The following is a 16,706-nucleotide window of genomic DNA, read 5'->3' on the forward strand; positions in this document are numbered from 1 at the left end:
TTTTAAACACATAGAAACATAGAAATAAAATATACAAAAGAGTATTCTAAAAAACTAGTTTTTACACATAGCTATGTGTTGATATGTTAAATGAAATGCCTTTACCTCAAAGTAAATCTATGTTTCTATGTGTTTAAAAAATTATCAGTTTAATAAATAACATTCAAAAAATGACAACTAATAAATCCACATCGTTGTTTGAAAGTAAGCAAGTAAAAGAAGCCTTAGCGCAATCTTTTGTGAAGCTTAACCCAAAATTGATGATCAAAAATCCGGTAATGTTTACCGTAGAAATAGGAACTGCAATTATGCTTGCCGTTTGTGTTTCCATCTTAATGGGAGCAACTGACCAAGGCAGTTTTACTTATAACTTAATTGTATTTTTAATTTTACTGGCAACGCTTTTGTTTGCCAATTTCGCTGAAGCCATTGCTGAAGCCAGAGGAAAAGCACAAGCCGACAGTTTAAGAAAAACACGTGAAGAAACTCCTGCCAGACAAATTTTACCAAACGGAGAAATCAAAAATATCAGTTCATCTGAATTAAAAAAAGGAGATATTATCGTTTGTGAATCAGGTGATTTAATTGCAACTGATGGCGAAATTATCGAAGGTTTAGCCACAATTGATGAAAGCGCCATTACGGGAGAAAGTGCTCCTGTAATTCGGGAAGCTGGCGGAGACAAATCATCTGTTACAGGAGGAACAAAAGTATTATCAGACAAAATTAAAGTAATCGTAACTTCTGAACCAGGCGAAAGCTTTCTAGACAAAATGATTGCTTTGGTTGAAGGTGCGAGTCGTCAGAAAACACCAAACGAAATCGCATTAACTATTTTGCTAGCAGCCTTTACTTTAATCTTCGTAATTGTTTGCGTTACCTTAAAACCATTTGCAGATTATGCGAATGCGCCTATCACGATTGCTGCTTTTATTGCACTATTCGTTTGCTTGATTCCAACAACAATTGGAGGTTTACTTTCTGCGATTGGAATTGCGGGAATGGACAGAGCGCTACGTGCTAACGTAATTACAAAATCGGGAAAAGCGGTTGAAACTGCCGGAGACATTGATGTTCTGCTTTTGGATAAAACTGGAACTATCACAATTGGAAACAGAAAAGCAACCAATTTTTATCCTACAAAAGGAATTTCTTTGGATGATTTTATAAAATCTGCCGTTTTGAGTTCGCTTGCAGATGATACTCCGGAAGGAAAAAGTATTCTAGAATTAAGTGAAATGTTGGATGTGAAAAGTGAAATTAAACCAAGCGCTTTACAGAATAATTCTGAAATTTCACAAACGATAAAGTTTACTGCTGAAACCAGAACTTCGGGTGTAATCTTAAAAGACGGAACTAATATTCGAAAAGGCGCACAAGATGCGGCAAGGAATATTGCGCAACAAGCCGGAAACACCTTTCCTGAAGATACTGCACAACAAGTTATTACGATTTCATCTAACGGAGGAACGCCATTAGTGGTCATTAAAAACAATGAAATTCAAGGTGTAATCGAGCTTCAGGATATCATAAAAACCGGAATGAAAGAACGTTTTGACCGTTTGAGAAAAATGGGTGTAAAAACGGTGATGGTTACGGGAGATAATCCGCTTACGGCGAAGTTTATTGCCGAAGCTGCCGGCGTTGATGATTTTATTGCCGAAGCTAAACCTGAGGACAAAATGAATTATATTAAAAATGAGCAAAACCTGGGTAAACTTGTTGCCATGATGGGTGACGGAACGAATGACGCTCCTGCCCTTGCGCAAGCCAACGTGGGTGTTGCCATGAACAGTGGAACTCAGGCTGCGAAAGAAGCCGGAAACATGGTTGATCTTGACAATGACCCAACAAAACTAATTGAGATTATCGAAATTGGAAAACAGCTTTTAATGACTCGCGGAACTTTAACTACGTTCTCAATTGCGAATGACGTTGCCAAATATTTTGCAATTGTTCCAGCGCTTTTTATCACAGCAATTCCGGCTTTACAAGGTTTGAATATCATGCATTTACACAGTCCTGAAAGCGCCATTTTATCGGCTGTAATTTTCAATGCGATTATCATTCCGATTTTGATTCCGCTAGCTTTGAGAGGTGTTGATTATAAACCGATTGGCGCAAGTGCAATCTTAAAAAGAAATCTTTTGATTTATGGTTTAGGAGGTTTAATCGTGCCTTTTATCGGAATTAAATTAATTGATTTGCTCGTAGCTTTATTTATGTAAAAAAGTTGCTAAGGTGCTGAGATGCTATCCCGAAGCTTCGGTACTAAGTTTTTTTCTTAGTACCTCAGAACCTTAGTCCCTTAGAATCTCTAAAAAGAAAAAAAAATGAAAACTATATTTTCACTATTAAAACTTACCGTACTTACTTTAATTCTGTTTGCGGTTATTTATCCTCTTGCGATTTACGGAATCGCACAAATTGCTCCCAATCAAGGAAAAGGAGAAACGATTTTGGTTAACGGAAAAGTTGTTGGTTACCAAAAAATCGGTCAGAAATTCGACAAATCCAATTATTTCTGGGGAAGACCATCGGCTATTGATTATAACGGTGCCGGAAGTGCCGGAAGCAATAAAGGGCCAAGCAATGCTGAATATCTGGCTTTGGTTCAAAAAAGAATTGATACACTTTTATTGGTTCATCCTTATTTGAAAAAATCTGAAATTCCATCAGATATGGTAACAGCTTCTGGAAGCGGATTGGATCCGAATATTTCTCCGCAAGGTGCATTAATTCAGGTTAAGCGTATTGCTAAAGAAAGAAATTTAGCTGAAGCGAAAGTAAAAGCTTTGGTGGAGTCTAAAATTAATACGGCTGTTGTGGGACCGGAAACAGTTAATGTTTTGGAATTGAATGTGGCGCTGAATGCGCTTCGCTAAAAAAGGTTCTGAGGTTCTGAGTCGCTAAGGTTCTAAGATTTTCTATTCGCTTTTTTTGTCATTGCGAGGAACGAAGCAACCTCACTACAATTAGACATAAAGTTGATTTTGAAAATGTGGTTGCTTCGTTCCTCGCAATGACAAATTATGTCGAGAATTGGAATCGAAAATTAAACTTAAAAGATATCTAACAGGTTTTGTCCCGAAGTTTCGGGACTGTTAGAATATAAAACCTATTATAATACAAAACGCCCTTTTGCCCTGAGTGCCCTAGCCCCGATAGTAGTGGAAATCCTTTTATGCCGGGGTTCGGCACAAAAGATTGAAACGGATAGCGGGATTAGCTCCTAAAAAATCTACTAATAAATAATTGAATACCACAAAAATGAAAAAAATAATACTTACTGCTTTAATCGCTTTTGGTTTTAGCAATTTACACGCACAGGAAGAATCAAAAAGTCCGTTTACGTTTTCGGGATATGTAGACGCTTATTACAGTTATGATTTCGGAAAACCGGAAGATCATACGCGTCTTGGATTTTTTTACAGTTATAATAAAAGCAACGAAGTAAATCTGAATTTGGGTATGGCGAAAGTGAATTATTCGAAAGAAAATGTTCGCGGGAATTTTGCTTTGATGGCGGGAACTTATGCCGAATATAATATGGCTGCCGAGCAAGGTTTGCTGAAAAATGTTTACGAGGCAAATGTGGGTGTAAAGATTTCATCGACTCATAATTTATGGATTGATGCCGGAATTATGCCGTCGCATATTGGTTTTGAAAGTGCGATTGGAAAAGACTGCCAAACTTTAACGAGAAGTATTTTGGCTGAGAATTCTCCTTACTATGAAACGGGAGTCAAAATTGGTTACACTTCTGAATCTGGAAAATGGTATTTGGCGGGAATGTACTTGAATGGCTGGCAAAGAATTGAGAAAGTAGAAGGCAATCAAACGCCGGCTTTTGGAACGCAGATTACGTACAAACCATCTGATAAAGTAGTTTTGAATTGGAGTACTTATGTTGGAAATGAGCAACCGGATATCGATAAAAAATGGCGTTATTTTAATAACTTTTACGGACAATTTAAAGTTTCGGATAAGACAAATGTAACGGCTGGTTTTGATGTTGGTTCTCAGCAATCGGCTAAAAACAGTAATAAATATGATACTTGGTTTTCGCCAGTTTTGATTCTGCAATACAAACCAACAGATAAAATTCAGCTTGCAGCGCGTGGGGAATATTACAGCGATGAAAAAGGTGTAATTATCGCAACTGAAACGCCAAATGGTTTTAAAACTTACGGATTTTCGGCTAACTTTGATTACTTACTTGCTGATAATGTTATGTTTAGAATTGAAGCCAGAAATCTTTCAAGCAAAGATGAAATCTTTACAAAAAATAATCTTCCAACGGATACGAATACTTTTTTAACAACTTCGTTGGCGATTTCATTTTAAACACTAAAAAAATGATTTTTTACCATTAAGATATTAAAAAAGTTAAGCTTTGCCTTAATGGACTTATATTAAGGAAATTAAGCTTTGACCTTTATTAACTTAATATCTTAATGGTTAAAAAAAATGCGCCTTCGTGGCAAACATATGGAAAACGAAAAAAATAACGCACAGCACTTTCTCGATTTAATTCAGAAATCTCGAAAAGGAAAATTTAAAATCTACATTGGGATGAGCGCTGGTGTGGGCAAAACTTTTCGTATGCTGCAGGAAGCACATTCGTTATTGAAAAACGGAATCGATGTAAAAATTGGCTACATCGAAACGCATATGCGAAAGGAAACGCATGAATTATTAGCGGGTTTGCCTGTGATTCCGCGACGGACTATTTTTTATAAGGGAAAAGAATTAGAGGAACTTGATGTTCAGGCGATTATTAATCTTCGACCTGAAGTCGTAATTGTAGATGAATTAGCACACACCAATGTTGAAGGAAGCAAAAATGAAAAACGCTGGCAGGATGTTCTGGAGATTTTGGATGCAGGAATTAATGTAATTTCGGCAGTAAATATTCAGCATATTGAGAGTTTAAATTTAGCTGTAAAACGCATTACAAACATTGATGTTCAGGAACGCATTCCGGATAATGTTTTGCGATTGGCTGATGAAGTTGTAAATATCGATTTAACAGCTGAAGATTTGATTGCACGTTTGAAAGAAGGTAAAATTTACACTCAAGATAAAATCCAGACGGCGTTGACGAACTTTTTTAAATCAGATCAAATTCTGCAATTGCGAGAATTGGCTTTGAAAGAAGTGGCAAGTCAGGTAGTTCGAAAAGTAGAAAATGAAGTACCTCAATTGCATGCTTTACGGCATGAAAAATTGTTGGCTTGCATTAGCAGTAATGACAAAACGGCTAAAATTGTAATTAGAAAGGCAGCGCGATTAGCTAGTTATTACAATGGTAAATGGTATGTTTTGTATGTGGAAACTCCACAGGAAAGCAGTACCAAAATCGCGTTAGATAAACAGCGACATTTGATTAATAATTTTAAACTTGCAGTGCAATTAGGCGCAGAAGTAATCAAACTAGAAAACAAAAATATTGCCGATGCAATTTTGATTGCCACAGAAGAAAAACAAATTACAACTGTCTGCATAGGAAAACCGCATTTGAATTTATTTAAAGTAATTTTGTCTACAACAATTTTCAGACGTTTGCTAAATAAATTGTCTTTATCAAATGTTGATCTTGTTATTTTGTCGTGAAATTTTTTAAACCATATAAGTTATATAAGTTCATTTAAATTAGGCTGTTTGGTTTGCCACGAAGACACTAAGACACAAAGTTTTTTTCTAATCTTTGTGTGCTTTGCGAAACCTTGGCGCTCTTTGCGGTTAAAAAAAAATTAAATGTTTTCTTATATCACTTATATGGTTCAAAAAAGTTCAAAAAAAATTAAATGTTTTATAAAATGAGAATTAAAACCAAATTGAATCTGGGTGTTGGATTGTTATTTTTGATGATCATCATACTTTCGCTTGTAAGCGGATATTCTGTTTTTTTGATAAAAGCAGACACGGAAAATATTCTAAAAGCGAATTATAATACGCTGGAATATTCGCGAAATATGATTTTATCTTTGGATGAAATTAAAGAAACTCCAAGTACTAAAATTCATGTTTTTAAAGAATATCTTGAAAAGCAAACCCAAAATGTAACTGAACCCGGAGAAAAAGAAGCAACTGCCAATCTGGAAAAAAGTTTTGCTCTTTTAGAGAAAAACGGCTCTGATGAAGCTTTAAAAATGCAGGTCAGAAAAGATATTTTTGCGATAATGAAACTCAATCTGGATGCCATAAAACAGAAAAGCGACATCGCCAAACTTACCGCCGAAAATGCTAATTTGTGGATTGCCATTGTTGGAAGTTTATGCTTTCTGATTGCTTTTAATTTACTGGTTAATCTGCCGAATAATATTGCCAATCCGATAAAGGAATTGACACTGAGTATTAAGGAAATTGCGAATAAAAATTATTCAGAACGCGTTCATTTTACGAATCATAACGAATATGGTGACTTAGCCAAATCGTTTAATACGATGGCGCAGAAACTTCAGGAATATAATGATAGTAATTTGTATAAACTCTTTTTTGAGAAGAAACGACTGGAAACACTTATCAATAATATGCACGATCCTATTATTGGTTTGGATAACGAAGGAATTGTTTTATTTGCCAATGATGAAGCTTTAAAGATTATTGGGTTGAAATTAGAAGATGTTATTGGAAAATCGGCTTCTACTCTAGCCTTGTCGAATGATTTGATTCGGTCATTAATTTTAAAAGAAGATTCGGAATCTCCAAAAAAACAACCGCTTAAAATTTATGCACACGGAAAAGAAAGTTATTTCGAAAAAGAAATTTTAAACATTACCATAATTCCAACTGGTGAAGAAAAAGAAACCAATATTGGCGATGTGATTATTCTGCGAAATATTACGCTTTTTAAAGAATTGGATTTTGCCAAAACCAATTTTATTGCCACCGTTTCACACGAATTAAAAACGCCAATTGCCTCTATAAAATTAAGTCTTCAATTGCTTGAAAATGCCAAAACGGGCGATATGAATGATGACCAGAAACAATTGGTCGAAAGCATTAAAGATGACAGTCAAAGATTGCTTAAAATTACTGGTGAATTGCTGAATTTATCACAATTGGAAACGGGAAATATTCAGCTGAATATCGAAAAAAGCAATCCGCATGAAATTGTAAATTATGCTGTGGAAGCCGTAAAAGTTCAAGCCGATCAAAAACAAATTAAATTGGTGATTAATGCTGATGAAAATCTCCAAGATGTAAAAGCAGACAGTGAAAAAACAGGCTGGGTTTTGATTAATTATTTATCGAATGCCATTCGGTATTCTTCTGAAAAAAGCACGATTATTATCAACTTAAAAAATGAAAATAATCAAATCGTATTTCAGGTAATCGACACCGGAAAAGGAATTGACACACGATATAAAGACAAAGTTTTCGATAAATATTTCCAAGTTCCAGGAAGTCAAAAATCAGGAACAGGATTGGGTTTGGCAATTAGCAAAGAATTTATTGAGGCTCAAAATGGTAATGTTGGGGTTGAGAGTAATTTGGGATTGGGGAGTACTTTTTGGTTTTCGTTGAAGGTATAAATGAATTCATTTTATTGCGTCTGTCAGTCTGAGCGAAGTCGAAGACCGCGTCCTAAAAGGTCTTCGACTTCGCTCAGACTGACACTTAAAAAGGCTTAATAATTTAGCCAATCTTAATCCAACTATCTCATTTAAAACCAACAAATTAATATTCACTTAAGGTTAGATTAAACCAAAATAGTTAGCTCATACATTCGTTATTATTGCAACATATAACGATAACGAAAGATGTTTTACAAAACGATTTCCCTAGTATTTTTAGTTGGATTTTTTTCTGCCAATGCACAACAAAATGATTCAATCATAAAAATTGACAGTACTTCAACTCAGCTAAAATTCAATTACAAACAATTAATTATTCCGGGTGTATTAATTGGATATGGTGCTATCGGAATTGGAAATGATCAGCTCCTAAGCTTTAATCATCAAATCAAGTCAGAAGTTACAGAAGATATTGACGAAAAAATTACCATTGATGACTTCTCGCAATATGCACCTGCAGCATCGGTTTATGCTTTGAATGCTTTTGGTGTAAAAGGCAAAAATAATATGCGTGATCGTTCGGTCATATTTGTTACCTCTTATGTTATAATGGCTTCGACTGTTTTAGGATTAAAATCGATTATACATGAAGAAAGACCTGATGGAAGTTCAGACAACTCTTTTCCTTCCGGGCATACTGCAACTGCTTTTGCCGGGGCTGAGTTTTTATGGCAGGAATACAAAGACAAATCGATTTGGTACGGAATTGCCGGTTATGCCGTTGCAACCGGAACCGGATTATTTAGAATTTACAACAACCGCCATTGGCTAACTGATGTTGCTGCCGGAGCCGGAATCGGAATTTTGAGCACTAAATTGGCATATTGGATGAATCCATATATCTCTAAAAAATTATTTAAATCATCTTCTGAAAGCAAATCAACTTCTATGATTGCACCTTTTTATAACGGGCAGCAATATGGGTTGAGTTTTGTAAAGGCTTTTTAAATTTTTGTTGCCACAGATTAAAAAGGATTATTTTTTTTGACGCGAATTACACAAATTTTTATTCAAAATACAATTAATATAATTCGTGTAATTCGTGGCAAAAGCTTTTTAAGTATTCGAAGTATTATTCTTAATTTCCATCACTTCTCTTTTCACTTCTAAAAGCAAATCTTTCATACTTTGAGATTCTGTCAATTCATGGCGTTTATCACTTCGGCCGATGTTGCATTCGTATTCCCAAATCTCTAAAATATCTGAAGCTTTCACTTCATAATTTGGGTAAAAACGATTGTCTGATTCTAAAACCAAGGCATTCTTTTTGTTTTTATTAAGGCGTTTATAGACCATTCCTTCATTTTTGGTAATCAAAATATAAGTCTTTCCATCCATCACCTCTCCGAGTCTTTCAACATATCGGCCGATAATAATAGAACCATCTTCATGCGGTGGCATCGAATCTCCTTCTACAGGAAATCCGCGGTGTTTTCCCGGACCTAAAAACGGAAGTGAAATTTGCTGTAAATTTTCAATATATTCCGGATCGGCATAACCGTTCAGGTAACCCGCTTTTGCTTTTTGGCTTACAATTTCGATAAAGTTTTCTCCATATCTGTCTACTTGTATGGGCAAAATAAGTCGGTTGCCTTCGAGTTTTATCAAATTCTCTACGTCTATCTTACGTACGTCAACAGACAATAATAAGTCAATGCTCATATGAAAATATAAAGCAATCTGCTTTAAAATGTCATACGGTGCTTCTGAAGTTCCGTCTTCGTATTTAACGTATCTTCCTCGGGTAATCTTTAGGTTTCCAGCTAATTTCTCTTGTGATATTTTATGCTTAACCCTCAATGCTCTGATATTATCTGAAAATAAGGACATAATTAATTTGTTATAATTTGGAACACCAAATATACAAAAAAATGTTATCATCTGTGTTAATTTTGTGATGTACAAAAAACATTTTTTTGAAGTGATTATGAAATTGAGAAAGATAAATACCACACAATCAATAGAATTTTACAGACCGGATGTAAGTTCTGAAGTAAAACTGCCTTTCTTTGACGTTGGTATTAGCGCAGGTTTTCCTTCGCCTGCTGATGATTTTATCGAATTATCGATTGATCTCAATAAAGAATTTATTAAACATAAATACACTACTTATTTTGCCAGGGTAAAAGGACATTCTATGAAAAATGTAGGTATCAATGATGGTGATTTATTGATTATTGATAAAAGTCTGGAACCGCAAAATAATAAAATTGCTGTTTGCCAAATTGATGGAGAATTTACTGTAAAACGTATCAGAATAGAAAAAGACATCATCTGGCTTATTGCCGAAAATGAAGATTATCAACCTATAAAAGTAACTCCGGAAAATAATTTTGTGATTTGGGGAATTGTGATTCATAGTATCAAATCCTTTTAAGTTTATTGTTAGTCTGAGCGAAGTTTAAGGGCTTCACAGCACCAAGTATATTTGACTTCGCTAAGACTGACAAAATAGAAATAAAAATAAAAAACACGTTTAGAAATGTTTGCATTAGTCGATTGTAACAATTTTTATGCTTCTTGTCAAAGAGTATTTGATCCACGTTTAAGAGGAAAACCTATCGTTATTCTATCTAACAATGATGGCTGTGTTATTTCGCGCTCTGATGAAGCAAAGGCATTGGGTGTGCCAATGGCTATTCCTGCTTTTAAGTATGAATCCGTTTTTAAAGAAAAAAACATTTTTGTCTATTCTTCTAATTATCCGCTATACGGCGATATGAGCAATAGGGTAATGAGCCTGCTTCGAACTTATACTCCCGAAATCGAAATTTACAGCATTGATGAAGCATTCCTGAAATTTTCAGGTTACGATTTATTTGATATGAATACGCTAGGTTTAAAAATGCGAAAAGAAGTAACACAAGGAACAGGCATTCCTGTGAGTATCGGCTTTGCACCCACCAAAGCTTTGGCTAAAGTGGCAAATAAAATTGCCCGGAAATTTGCAGATCGTACGCAGGGTGTTTATTGCATTGACTCTGAAGAAAAAAGAATTAAAGCATTAAAGTGGACTAAAATTGAAGATGTCTGGGGAATTGGGAGAAAACATGCCAAACGTCTTAAATTAAAAAAAATCAATACCGCTTATGATTTTACCGAGTTTCCGGATGCCTGGGTAAGAAAAGAAATGTCTGTAGTGGGGCTTCGGTTAAAACATGAACTAGAAGGGAAATCAACTTTGGAATTGGAAGATGCTGTAGACCGAAAAATGATTGCCACTACGAGATCTTTCGAAAAAAGGTATACTACTTACGAAGAAATCTCAGAACGAATAAGCACGTTTACAGCTTCTTGTGCCGAGAAACTAAGGCGTCAGGATTGTCATTGTAATATGGTAACTGTTTTTATCCAAACTAGTTTTTTGAAAGATGAAAACGCACAATATTCACGAAGTATTACCATTACTACTGATTTCCCAACCAATTCGACAATAGAACTTAATGAGGCGGCGCAAAAAGGATTTAAAGCTATTTTTAAAAAAGGTTATCGTTATAAAAAAGCGGGTGTAATTGTAATGGGCTTAACACCAAATAGTGAAACCCAGCTTAATTTATTCGAGTCTTCAAATCCTAAACATCAGCCTTTAATGATGGCGATTGATAAAATGAACCAGAGTTATGGTAATAATAAAGTTAAATTCGGGGTACAATCTTTGGGGCGGCAATGGAAAATGAAGCAGGACAGATTATCTCCCAAGTTTTCTACTTCACTCAAGGATGTTATTACGGTTAAAGTTTAAATGTTTTAGCTAAGAAAAGAAAAACAATCGATTTTACGTTATATAAAGATGAAAAAGCAGGAATATGCCATAGTAGATATTGAAACCACAGGTGGAAACGCCAGTGGCAGCCGTATTACAGAAATTGCGATCATCATTCATGACGGAACAAATGTGATTGACCGCTTTGAAACACTTGTTAACCCAGAAAGAGAAATTCCGATTTCTATTTTTGGATTAACCGGCATTAATAATGAAATGGTGGCGAATGCACCAATTTTTGATGACATTTCAGATAAGGTTCTAGAAATGCTTACGGATCGTATTTTCGTTGCTCATAATGTAAACTTCGATTATTCTTTTGTACGCCACCAACTTGAACAAGCAGGTTTTAAATGGACGGCGAGAAAACTGTGTACGGTTCGCGCAGCAAGAAAAATTAGACCGGGATTAAGTTCTTACAGTTTAGGAAACCTTTGCAATTCATTAAATATATCTTTAGAAAACAGGCATCGCGCCGGCGGAGACGCAGATGCAACAGCCATATTATTTTCCCGATTACTAGAATGGGATGACGAAGGTCATATTACCAAAATGATCAAAAACACAGCACAAGATCAGCGTTTGCCTCCCAATCTTCCGCCTGAGGATTTTAATAATTTACCGGAAAAACCAGGCGTATATTATTTTTATAATGAAGTAAAAAAAGTGATTTATGTGGGAAAAGCAATCAACTTAAAAAAGCGCGTAGCTTCTCATTTTAGCGGTCATAAAATTAATCCGCAAAGACAGCATTTCTTGCGCGATATACACGGCATTTCCTTTGAAGTCTGTGGCAACGAGTTAATGGCACTCTTGTTAGAATGCACAGAAATCAAGCACCTTTGGCCAACATACAACAGAGCGTTAAAACGATTTGAACCAAAATTTGGGTTGTATCAATATGAAGCCCGCAACGGATACAAATATCTGGCAATTGGAAAACTCAATAAATTTCAATCGTGTATTGAGCATTTTGGCAGCCTATATGAAGGAACAAACATACTGCGTAGTTTGGCTGAACAATTTGAAATTGATTATCGATTTTGCAAATATTCAAAACCTGAAGAAGGAGAGCTTTTTCAAAATAATGATGTAAAAGATTTGCCTGATGTTTCGCTTCATAATCAACAAGTTGACAATGCTATTGATTTTTTATTAAGCAACAGACCCACTTTTGCCATTATTGAAAAAGGAAGAACAGCAGAAGAACGAAGTTGTATCTGGATAGAAAATGGCCATTTTTATGGTATGGGATATATTCCGTTAGATGTTGCGATTACTGATCCGTTAGAAGTGAAAAATTATGCTACGCCTTATAAAAGCAATCAATACATTGTGCAATTAATTTTTGCTTATGCAGAAAAAAATCCACGTAAAGTATTCTTTAACAAAGAGTTTCTGAAATAAGAACATGAATTTATGTAAATATAAATGCTCAAAAAGCCGTAAATTTAATAATACAACTAATTAAATCTACTATGAAAATAGCTACTTATAACGTAAACGGAGTTAACGGACGCTTAAATGTATTATTAAAATGGCTTGAAGAAGCTGCACCAGATGTTGTGTGTCTGCAGGAATTAAAAGCACCTCAGGATAAATTTCCGCTTAAAGCGATTAATGATGCCGGTTACAATGCCATTTGGCACGGACAAAAGCAATGGAATGGCGTTGCAATTCTTGCCCGAAATATGGAGATTGAAGAGATAACTCGCGTTCTTCCAGGAGATGAAGAGGACGTACAGAGTCGTTATATTGAAGCTTTAATTAACGGAATCGTGATTGCATGCCTTTATCTTCCAAATGGAAATCCAGCACCGGGCCCAAAATTAGAATATAAACTAAAATGGTTCGATCGTCTGGCTGAGCGTGCCGAAACTTTACTTAAGTTAAAAACTCCTGTAATACTTATTGGCGATTACAATGTTATGCCAACGGAACTGGATGTTTATAAACCTGAAAAATGGGTAAACGATGCACTTTTCAGACCTGAAATAAGAAAGGCTTTTAAAGATCTTGTCGAGCAAGGATGGACAGATGCGATTCGTACATTATATCCCGATGAGAAAATTTACACTTTTTGGGATTATTTTAGAAATGCCTATCAACGAGATGCAGGTTTGAGAATTGATCATTTTTTACTAAGCCCGCAAATAGCTAAAAAATTAAACTCCGGAGGAGTTGACCGACATGTGCGGGGTTGGGAAAAAACAAGCGATCATGCGCCTGTTTGGATTGAAATTGACAAAAAATAAATGGAAAATGACACTATTTAACGACACCGAATTATTTACCACAGGTTTGGAAGGAAAAAAAGTATTTGATATTCCTGATTCTGAATTGATTTTGATTGATAACTTCTTTACTAAAGAAGAATCTGATCGTCTTTATGAAAAACTGCTTCATCAAACGAAATGGAGAGAATATGAGATGGAAATTTACGATAAAACCTATACCGTTCCACGAATGATTTCATGGTATGAAGACAAAGATAATCCCGGAGCAGATCAAAACGGTCCTGACTGGACTTATGAATTGTTAAAAATTAGAGGTCGCGTCGAAAAAGAAACTCAGCTCGATTTTAATACCGTCTTGCTCAATTTATACAGAAACGGAAATGATGGCGTGGGCTGGCACAGCGATAAAGAACACAATACAGGACCAAATCAAATTATTGCTTCGGTAACTTTTGGAGAAACCAGAATGTTCAGATTACGTCATAAATTTAAAAAAGAGATTCCACAAGTAGAGATTCCGCTGCATCATGGCTCTTTTTTATTGATGGCCGGAACAACAAATAGTTATTGGCAACATCAGGTGCCTAAGACTGCCAGACATGTATTACCAAGAATTAATTTGACATTTAGAAGAGTTAATCGACAAATATGATCGTGATTATAAATTTAATTCTTTTTAGCCTTATGTTTTTTTTGAATGAAAATTCCTTTACCAAAAGTTAAAACATCCACAGTATGAACCTTTTGTTAGGCAACCCTTATCTTTTTTATTACTTTTGCAACCCTTTTTTAAATACAATATTATAATGTCATATTCAAATAATGATTTAACGCGTTTTTTAGATGCGCAAAACAAACTTTATCTTACTGCCCATTCTGAAATTAGTAAAGGAAAAAAAGAAACACACTGGATGTGGTTCATTTTTCCTCAAATAAAAGGACTTGGTAGGAGTGATACTGCAAATCTTTATGGAATTGCCGATTTAAAAGAAGCAACGGAATTTTTAGAACATCCAATTTTAGGAAAACATCTTATAGAAATTTCAGAACTATTTTTGACTTTTAAAAGAAAATCAGCAGATGGCATTCTAGGAGATTTAGATGCCCGAAAATTACGTTCCTCAATGACGCTTTTTTCTTTAGTAGAAAATGCAAATCCTGTATTTCAGGAAATATTAAATGCTTTTTTCTCTGGCGAATCAGATCCGCTTACTATTTCTATTATTAATTCAACTATAAAATCTTCTGTTGAGTCTGCTATTGTATAACTACTCATAGATTTTAATCAAAAGACACTGCTATTAAGTAGTGTCTTTTTTTTCAAGTTTTTTTGTCACGCAGATTTTGCACATTGAGCGGATTCTAATCTGTGGCAAAATGTATAACAAACAAAAGCGCCTTGCTAATACAAGGCGCTTTCTATTTTATTCTTCTGAAAAGTTAACTTAGAATCTCAGTACTTTTTCTAAACTTCTTTCGGTTTTGTTACGTAATAAACCGGAATTCCAATTAACATAATTAAGATTCCCCAACCACAAGTTGAAAATTTCGTGATAAGTAATGAAATACAAATTGCTGATGCGATTACGATGTATAATAATGGTAAAAATGGATATCCGAATGCTTTATATGGTCTTTCTACATCTGGCATTTTTTTACGTAAAATGAAGATTCCGTAGATTGTTAAAATGTAAAAAATCAAAACGATAATGATTACGAAATCTAATAAATCACCATATTTTCCTGTCAGGCACAAAGCCGAAGCCCAAATACATTGCGCCCATAATGCCCAAGCCGGAACGCTAGATTCGTTAAGAATGGCCGCTTTTTTAAAGAACAAACCATCTTTTGCCATTGTATAATATACTCTTGCACCTGCCATGATTAGTCCGTTGTTGCAGGCAAAAGTCGAAATCATAATGGTGATTGCAATAATCAAAGTTCCGATATCTCCAAAAATATATTGTGAAGCAACCACTGCTACTCTATCTGATTTTGCAGTTGCAATTTCATTTAAAGGAATGACAGCCAAATACATGATATTGGTTAAAACATAAATAATCGTTACAATGAAAGTTCCAAGAAATAAACTAAAACCAACATTACGTTTTGGGTTTTTAATTTCACCAGCAATAAAAGTAACTCCGTTCCAGGCATCACTTGAGAATAACGATCCTACCATTGCGGCAGAAATTCCGGTAATCAAAGCCGTTCCGCTAATGGGTAACCACGAACCATTTTCGGCGTTGTATGAACGTGTTGTCCAGGCATCTGCCCAGTTAGCATCCCAAACCGAAGCTTTTGCAGCCAATGTTAATCCGAAAACGATTAAACCCAACAATGATAATATTTTGATAATCGTTAAAACAGTCTGTAGAATTTTACTGTTTTTTACTCCACGACTATTAATATAAGTCAGTAAAACAATCGTAAAAATCGAAACAATTTGAGCAGCATTTAGCTTAAAAGCACCTAACTCAAACAATATATTTTCATCACTTAAAGGTTCATAAATATAAGCTGCAAACTTAGAAAAAGCTACACCAACGGCAGCGATAGTTCCGGTTTGAATCACGGCAAAAAAGCTCCAGCCGTATAAAAAAGCAATTAGTTTGTTGTAGGCTTCTTTCAGGTACACATATTGTCCTCCAGCTTTAGGGAACATCGCACTCAATTCGCCATAACTTACGGCGGCAATAATGGTAATTAATCCTGAGATAAGCCAAATTAAAGTTAGCCATCCTGCAGATCCTACTTGTCTGGCAATATCGGCACTTACGATAAATATTCCCGATCCAATCATAGAACCAACTACAAGCATGGTTCCGTCTAGTAATCCGAGTTCTCTTTTAAAATTTTCCTGATCGTTTTCTTGCATTATTTTAGTTTTTGGGTTGGTTAAAGATATACTTTTTTCTGAAATTTTTTAATTCGATCATTAGATTTTAGCTATTGATTTTATCTTTTTTGGGCGTGTCCCTCTGGGTCGGGCTTTCGGCTATATCTTTTACGGCGCTTCGCTAATAAAAGGATACCGCCTCTATCCCTCACGCAATTCCGTTTTCATAAGAAATAATTGTGTTATGGTTTTCCATAAAATTATTGATTCCATTCCTTTAAATT

Annotated in this window: 14 protein-coding genes; 12 read left to right on the forward strand and 2 right to left on the reverse strand. The window is 35.1% G+C overall.

Annotated elements, in window-relative coordinates:
* Window positions 1–170: 170 nt before the first annotated feature.
* The 6 genes from kdpB (at window position 171) to EV143_RS18830 (ending at window position 8,531) form a co-directional block, all read left to right on the forward strand.
* Window positions 171–2,228: a potassium-transporting ATPase subunit KdpB gene (gene kdpB / locus EV143_RS18805; protein WP_133509486.1), complete on the forward strand. Its 2,058-nt coding sequence runs from the start codon at window positions 171–173 to the stop codon at window positions 2,226–2,228.
* A gap of 105 nt (window positions 2,229–2,333) precedes the next feature.
* Window positions 2,334–2,885, forward strand: coding sequence for a K(+)-transporting ATPase subunit C (locus EV143_RS18810; protein ID WP_133509487.1), 552 nt, complete (start codon window positions 2,334–2,336; stop codon window positions 2,883–2,885).
* A 385-nt stretch (window positions 2,886–3,270) separates the two neighbouring features.
* On the forward strand, window positions 3,271–4,347 hold the full coding sequence (locus EV143_RS18815; RefSeq protein ID WP_133509488.1) for a porin: 1,077 nt from the start codon (window positions 3,271–3,273) through the stop codon (window positions 4,345–4,347).
* A 144-nt stretch (window positions 4,348–4,491) separates the two neighbouring features.
* Window positions 4,492–5,616, forward strand: coding sequence for a universal stress protein (locus EV143_RS18820; RefSeq protein WP_133509489.1), 1,125 nt, complete (start codon window positions 4,492–4,494; stop codon window positions 5,614–5,616).
* A 206-nt stretch (window positions 5,617–5,822) separates the two neighbouring features.
* Window positions 5,823–7,541 carry an ATP-binding protein gene (locus EV143_RS18825; RefSeq protein ID WP_133509490.1) on the forward strand — a complete coding sequence of 573 codons (1,719 nt, stop codon included), beginning with the start codon at window positions 5,823–5,825 and terminating at the stop codon, window positions 7,539–7,541.
* 228 nt (window positions 7,542–7,769) lie between these two features.
* A complete protein-coding gene (locus tag EV143_RS18830; protein WP_133509491.1) occupies window positions 7,770–8,531 on the forward strand; it encodes a phosphatase PAP2 family protein in 762 nt (253 codons plus the stop codon).
* A gap of 108 nt (window positions 8,532–8,639) precedes the next feature.
* Here EV143_RS18830 and EV143_RS18835 read toward each other — a convergent pair whose 3' ends face one another.
* Window positions 8,640–9,413 carry an XRE family transcriptional regulator gene (locus EV143_RS18835; RefSeq protein ID WP_133509566.1) on the reverse strand — a complete coding sequence of 258 codons (774 nt, stop codon included), beginning with the start codon at window positions 9,411–9,413 and terminating at the stop codon, window positions 8,640–8,642.
* Window positions 9,414–9,510: 97 nt separating this feature from the next.
* Here EV143_RS18835 and EV143_RS18840 point away from each other — a divergent pair, with 97 nt between their 5' ends.
* The 6 genes from EV143_RS18840 to EV143_RS18865 all read left to right on the forward strand — a co-directional run bounded on the left by EV143_RS18840 (window position 9,511) and on the right by EV143_RS18865 (window position 14,851).
* Window positions 9,511–9,960, forward strand: a complete 450-nt coding sequence (locus EV143_RS18840; RefSeq protein ID WP_133509492.1) for a LexA family protein — start codon at window positions 9,511–9,513, stop codon at window positions 9,958–9,960.
* A gap of 105 nt (window positions 9,961–10,065) precedes the next feature.
* The gene (locus EV143_RS18845; protein ID WP_133509493.1) at window positions 10,066–11,325 is read left to right on the forward strand and encodes a Y-family DNA polymerase; all 1,260 of its coding nucleotides are present in this window, start codon (window positions 10,066–10,068) and stop codon (window positions 11,323–11,325) included.
* A 48-nt stretch (window positions 11,326–11,373) separates the two neighbouring features.
* Complete coding sequence (locus EV143_RS18850) at window positions 11,374–12,753, forward strand: exonuclease domain-containing protein (protein ID WP_133509494.1); 1,380 nt, start codon at window positions 11,374–11,376, stop codon at window positions 12,751–12,753.
* A 71-nt stretch (window positions 12,754–12,824) separates the two neighbouring features.
* Window positions 12,825–13,601 (forward strand): exodeoxyribonuclease III, encoded by a 777-nt coding sequence (xth, locus tag EV143_RS18855; RefSeq protein ID WP_133509495.1) that lies wholly within the window; start codon window positions 12,825–12,827, stop codon window positions 13,599–13,601.
* Between the two features lie 7 nt (window positions 13,602–13,608).
* The gene (locus EV143_RS18860) at window positions 13,609–14,235 is read left to right on the forward strand and encodes an alpha-ketoglutarate-dependent dioxygenase AlkB family protein (RefSeq protein WP_133509496.1); all 627 of its coding nucleotides are present in this window, start codon (window positions 13,609–13,611) and stop codon (window positions 14,233–14,235) included.
* 154 nt (window positions 14,236–14,389) lie between these two features.
* Entirely contained in the window at window positions 14,390–14,851 is a 462-nt protein-coding gene (locus EV143_RS18865) for a DUF1810 domain-containing protein (RefSeq protein WP_133509497.1), read from the forward strand.
* 197 nt (window positions 14,852–15,048) lie between these two features.
* On the opposite strand, the gene EV143_RS18870 is transcribed toward EV143_RS18865, so the two are convergent.
* Window positions 15,049–16,461 (reverse strand): APC family permease, encoded by a 1,413-nt coding sequence (locus EV143_RS18870; protein WP_133509498.1) that lies wholly within the window; start codon window positions 16,459–16,461, stop codon window positions 15,049–15,051.
* Between the last annotated feature and the right edge of the window lie 245 nt (window positions 16,462–16,706).

It is taken from the genome of Flavobacterium chryseum (assembly GCF_004362015.1).
Taxonomy (GTDB): domain Bacteria; phylum Bacteroidota; class Bacteroidia; order Flavobacteriales; family Flavobacteriaceae; genus Flavobacterium.

Coding starts and splice junctions, on each gene's coding strand:
- EV143_RS18815 (WP_133509488.1), top strand. CDS start 3,271: ATGAAAAAAATAATACTTACTGCTTTAATCGCTTTTGGTTTTAGCAAT.
- EV143_RS18820 (WP_133509489.1), top strand. CDS start 4,492: ATGGAAAACGAAAAAAATAACGCACAGCACTTTCTCGATTTAATTCAG.
- EV143_RS18810 (WP_133509487.1), top strand. CDS start 2,334: ATGAAAACTATATTTTCACTATTAAAACTTACCGTACTTACTTTAATT.
- EV143_RS18845 (WP_133509493.1), top strand. CDS start 10,066: ATGTTTGCATTAGTCGATTGTAACAATTTTTATGCTTCTTGTCAAAGA.
- EV143_RS18825 (WP_133509490.1), top strand. CDS start 5,823: ATGAGAATTAAAACCAAATTGAATCTGGGTGTTGGATTGTTATTTTTG.
- EV143_RS18840 (WP_133509492.1), top strand. CDS start 9,511: ATGAAATTGAGAAAGATAAATACCACACAATCAATAGAATTTTACAGA.
- EV143_RS18860 (WP_133509496.1), top strand. CDS start 13,609: ATGACACTATTTAACGACACCGAATTATTTACCACAGGTTTGGAAGGA.
- xth (WP_133509495.1), top strand. CDS start 12,825: ATGAAAATAGCTACTTATAACGTAAACGGAGTTAACGGACGCTTAAAT.
- EV143_RS18850 (WP_133509494.1), top strand. CDS start 11,374: ATGAAAAAGCAGGAATATGCCATAGTAGATATTGAAACCACAGGTGGA.
- EV143_RS18830 (WP_133509491.1), top strand. CDS start 7,770: ATGTTTTACAAAACGATTTCCCTAGTATTTTTAGTTGGATTTTTTTCT.
- kdpB (WP_133509486.1), top strand. CDS start 171: ATGACAACTAATAAATCCACATCGTTGTTTGAAAGTAAGCAAGTAAAA.
- EV143_RS18865 (WP_133509497.1), top strand. CDS start 14,390: ATGTCATATTCAAATAATGATTTAACGCGTTTTTTAGATGCGCAAAAC.
- EV143_RS18870 (WP_133509498.1), bottom strand. CDS start 16,461: ATGCAAGAAAACGATCAGGAAAATTTTAAAAGAGAACTCGGATTACTA.
- EV143_RS18835 (WP_133509566.1), bottom strand. CDS start 9,413: ATGTCCTTATTTTCAGATAATATCAGAGCATTGAGGGTTAAGCATAAA.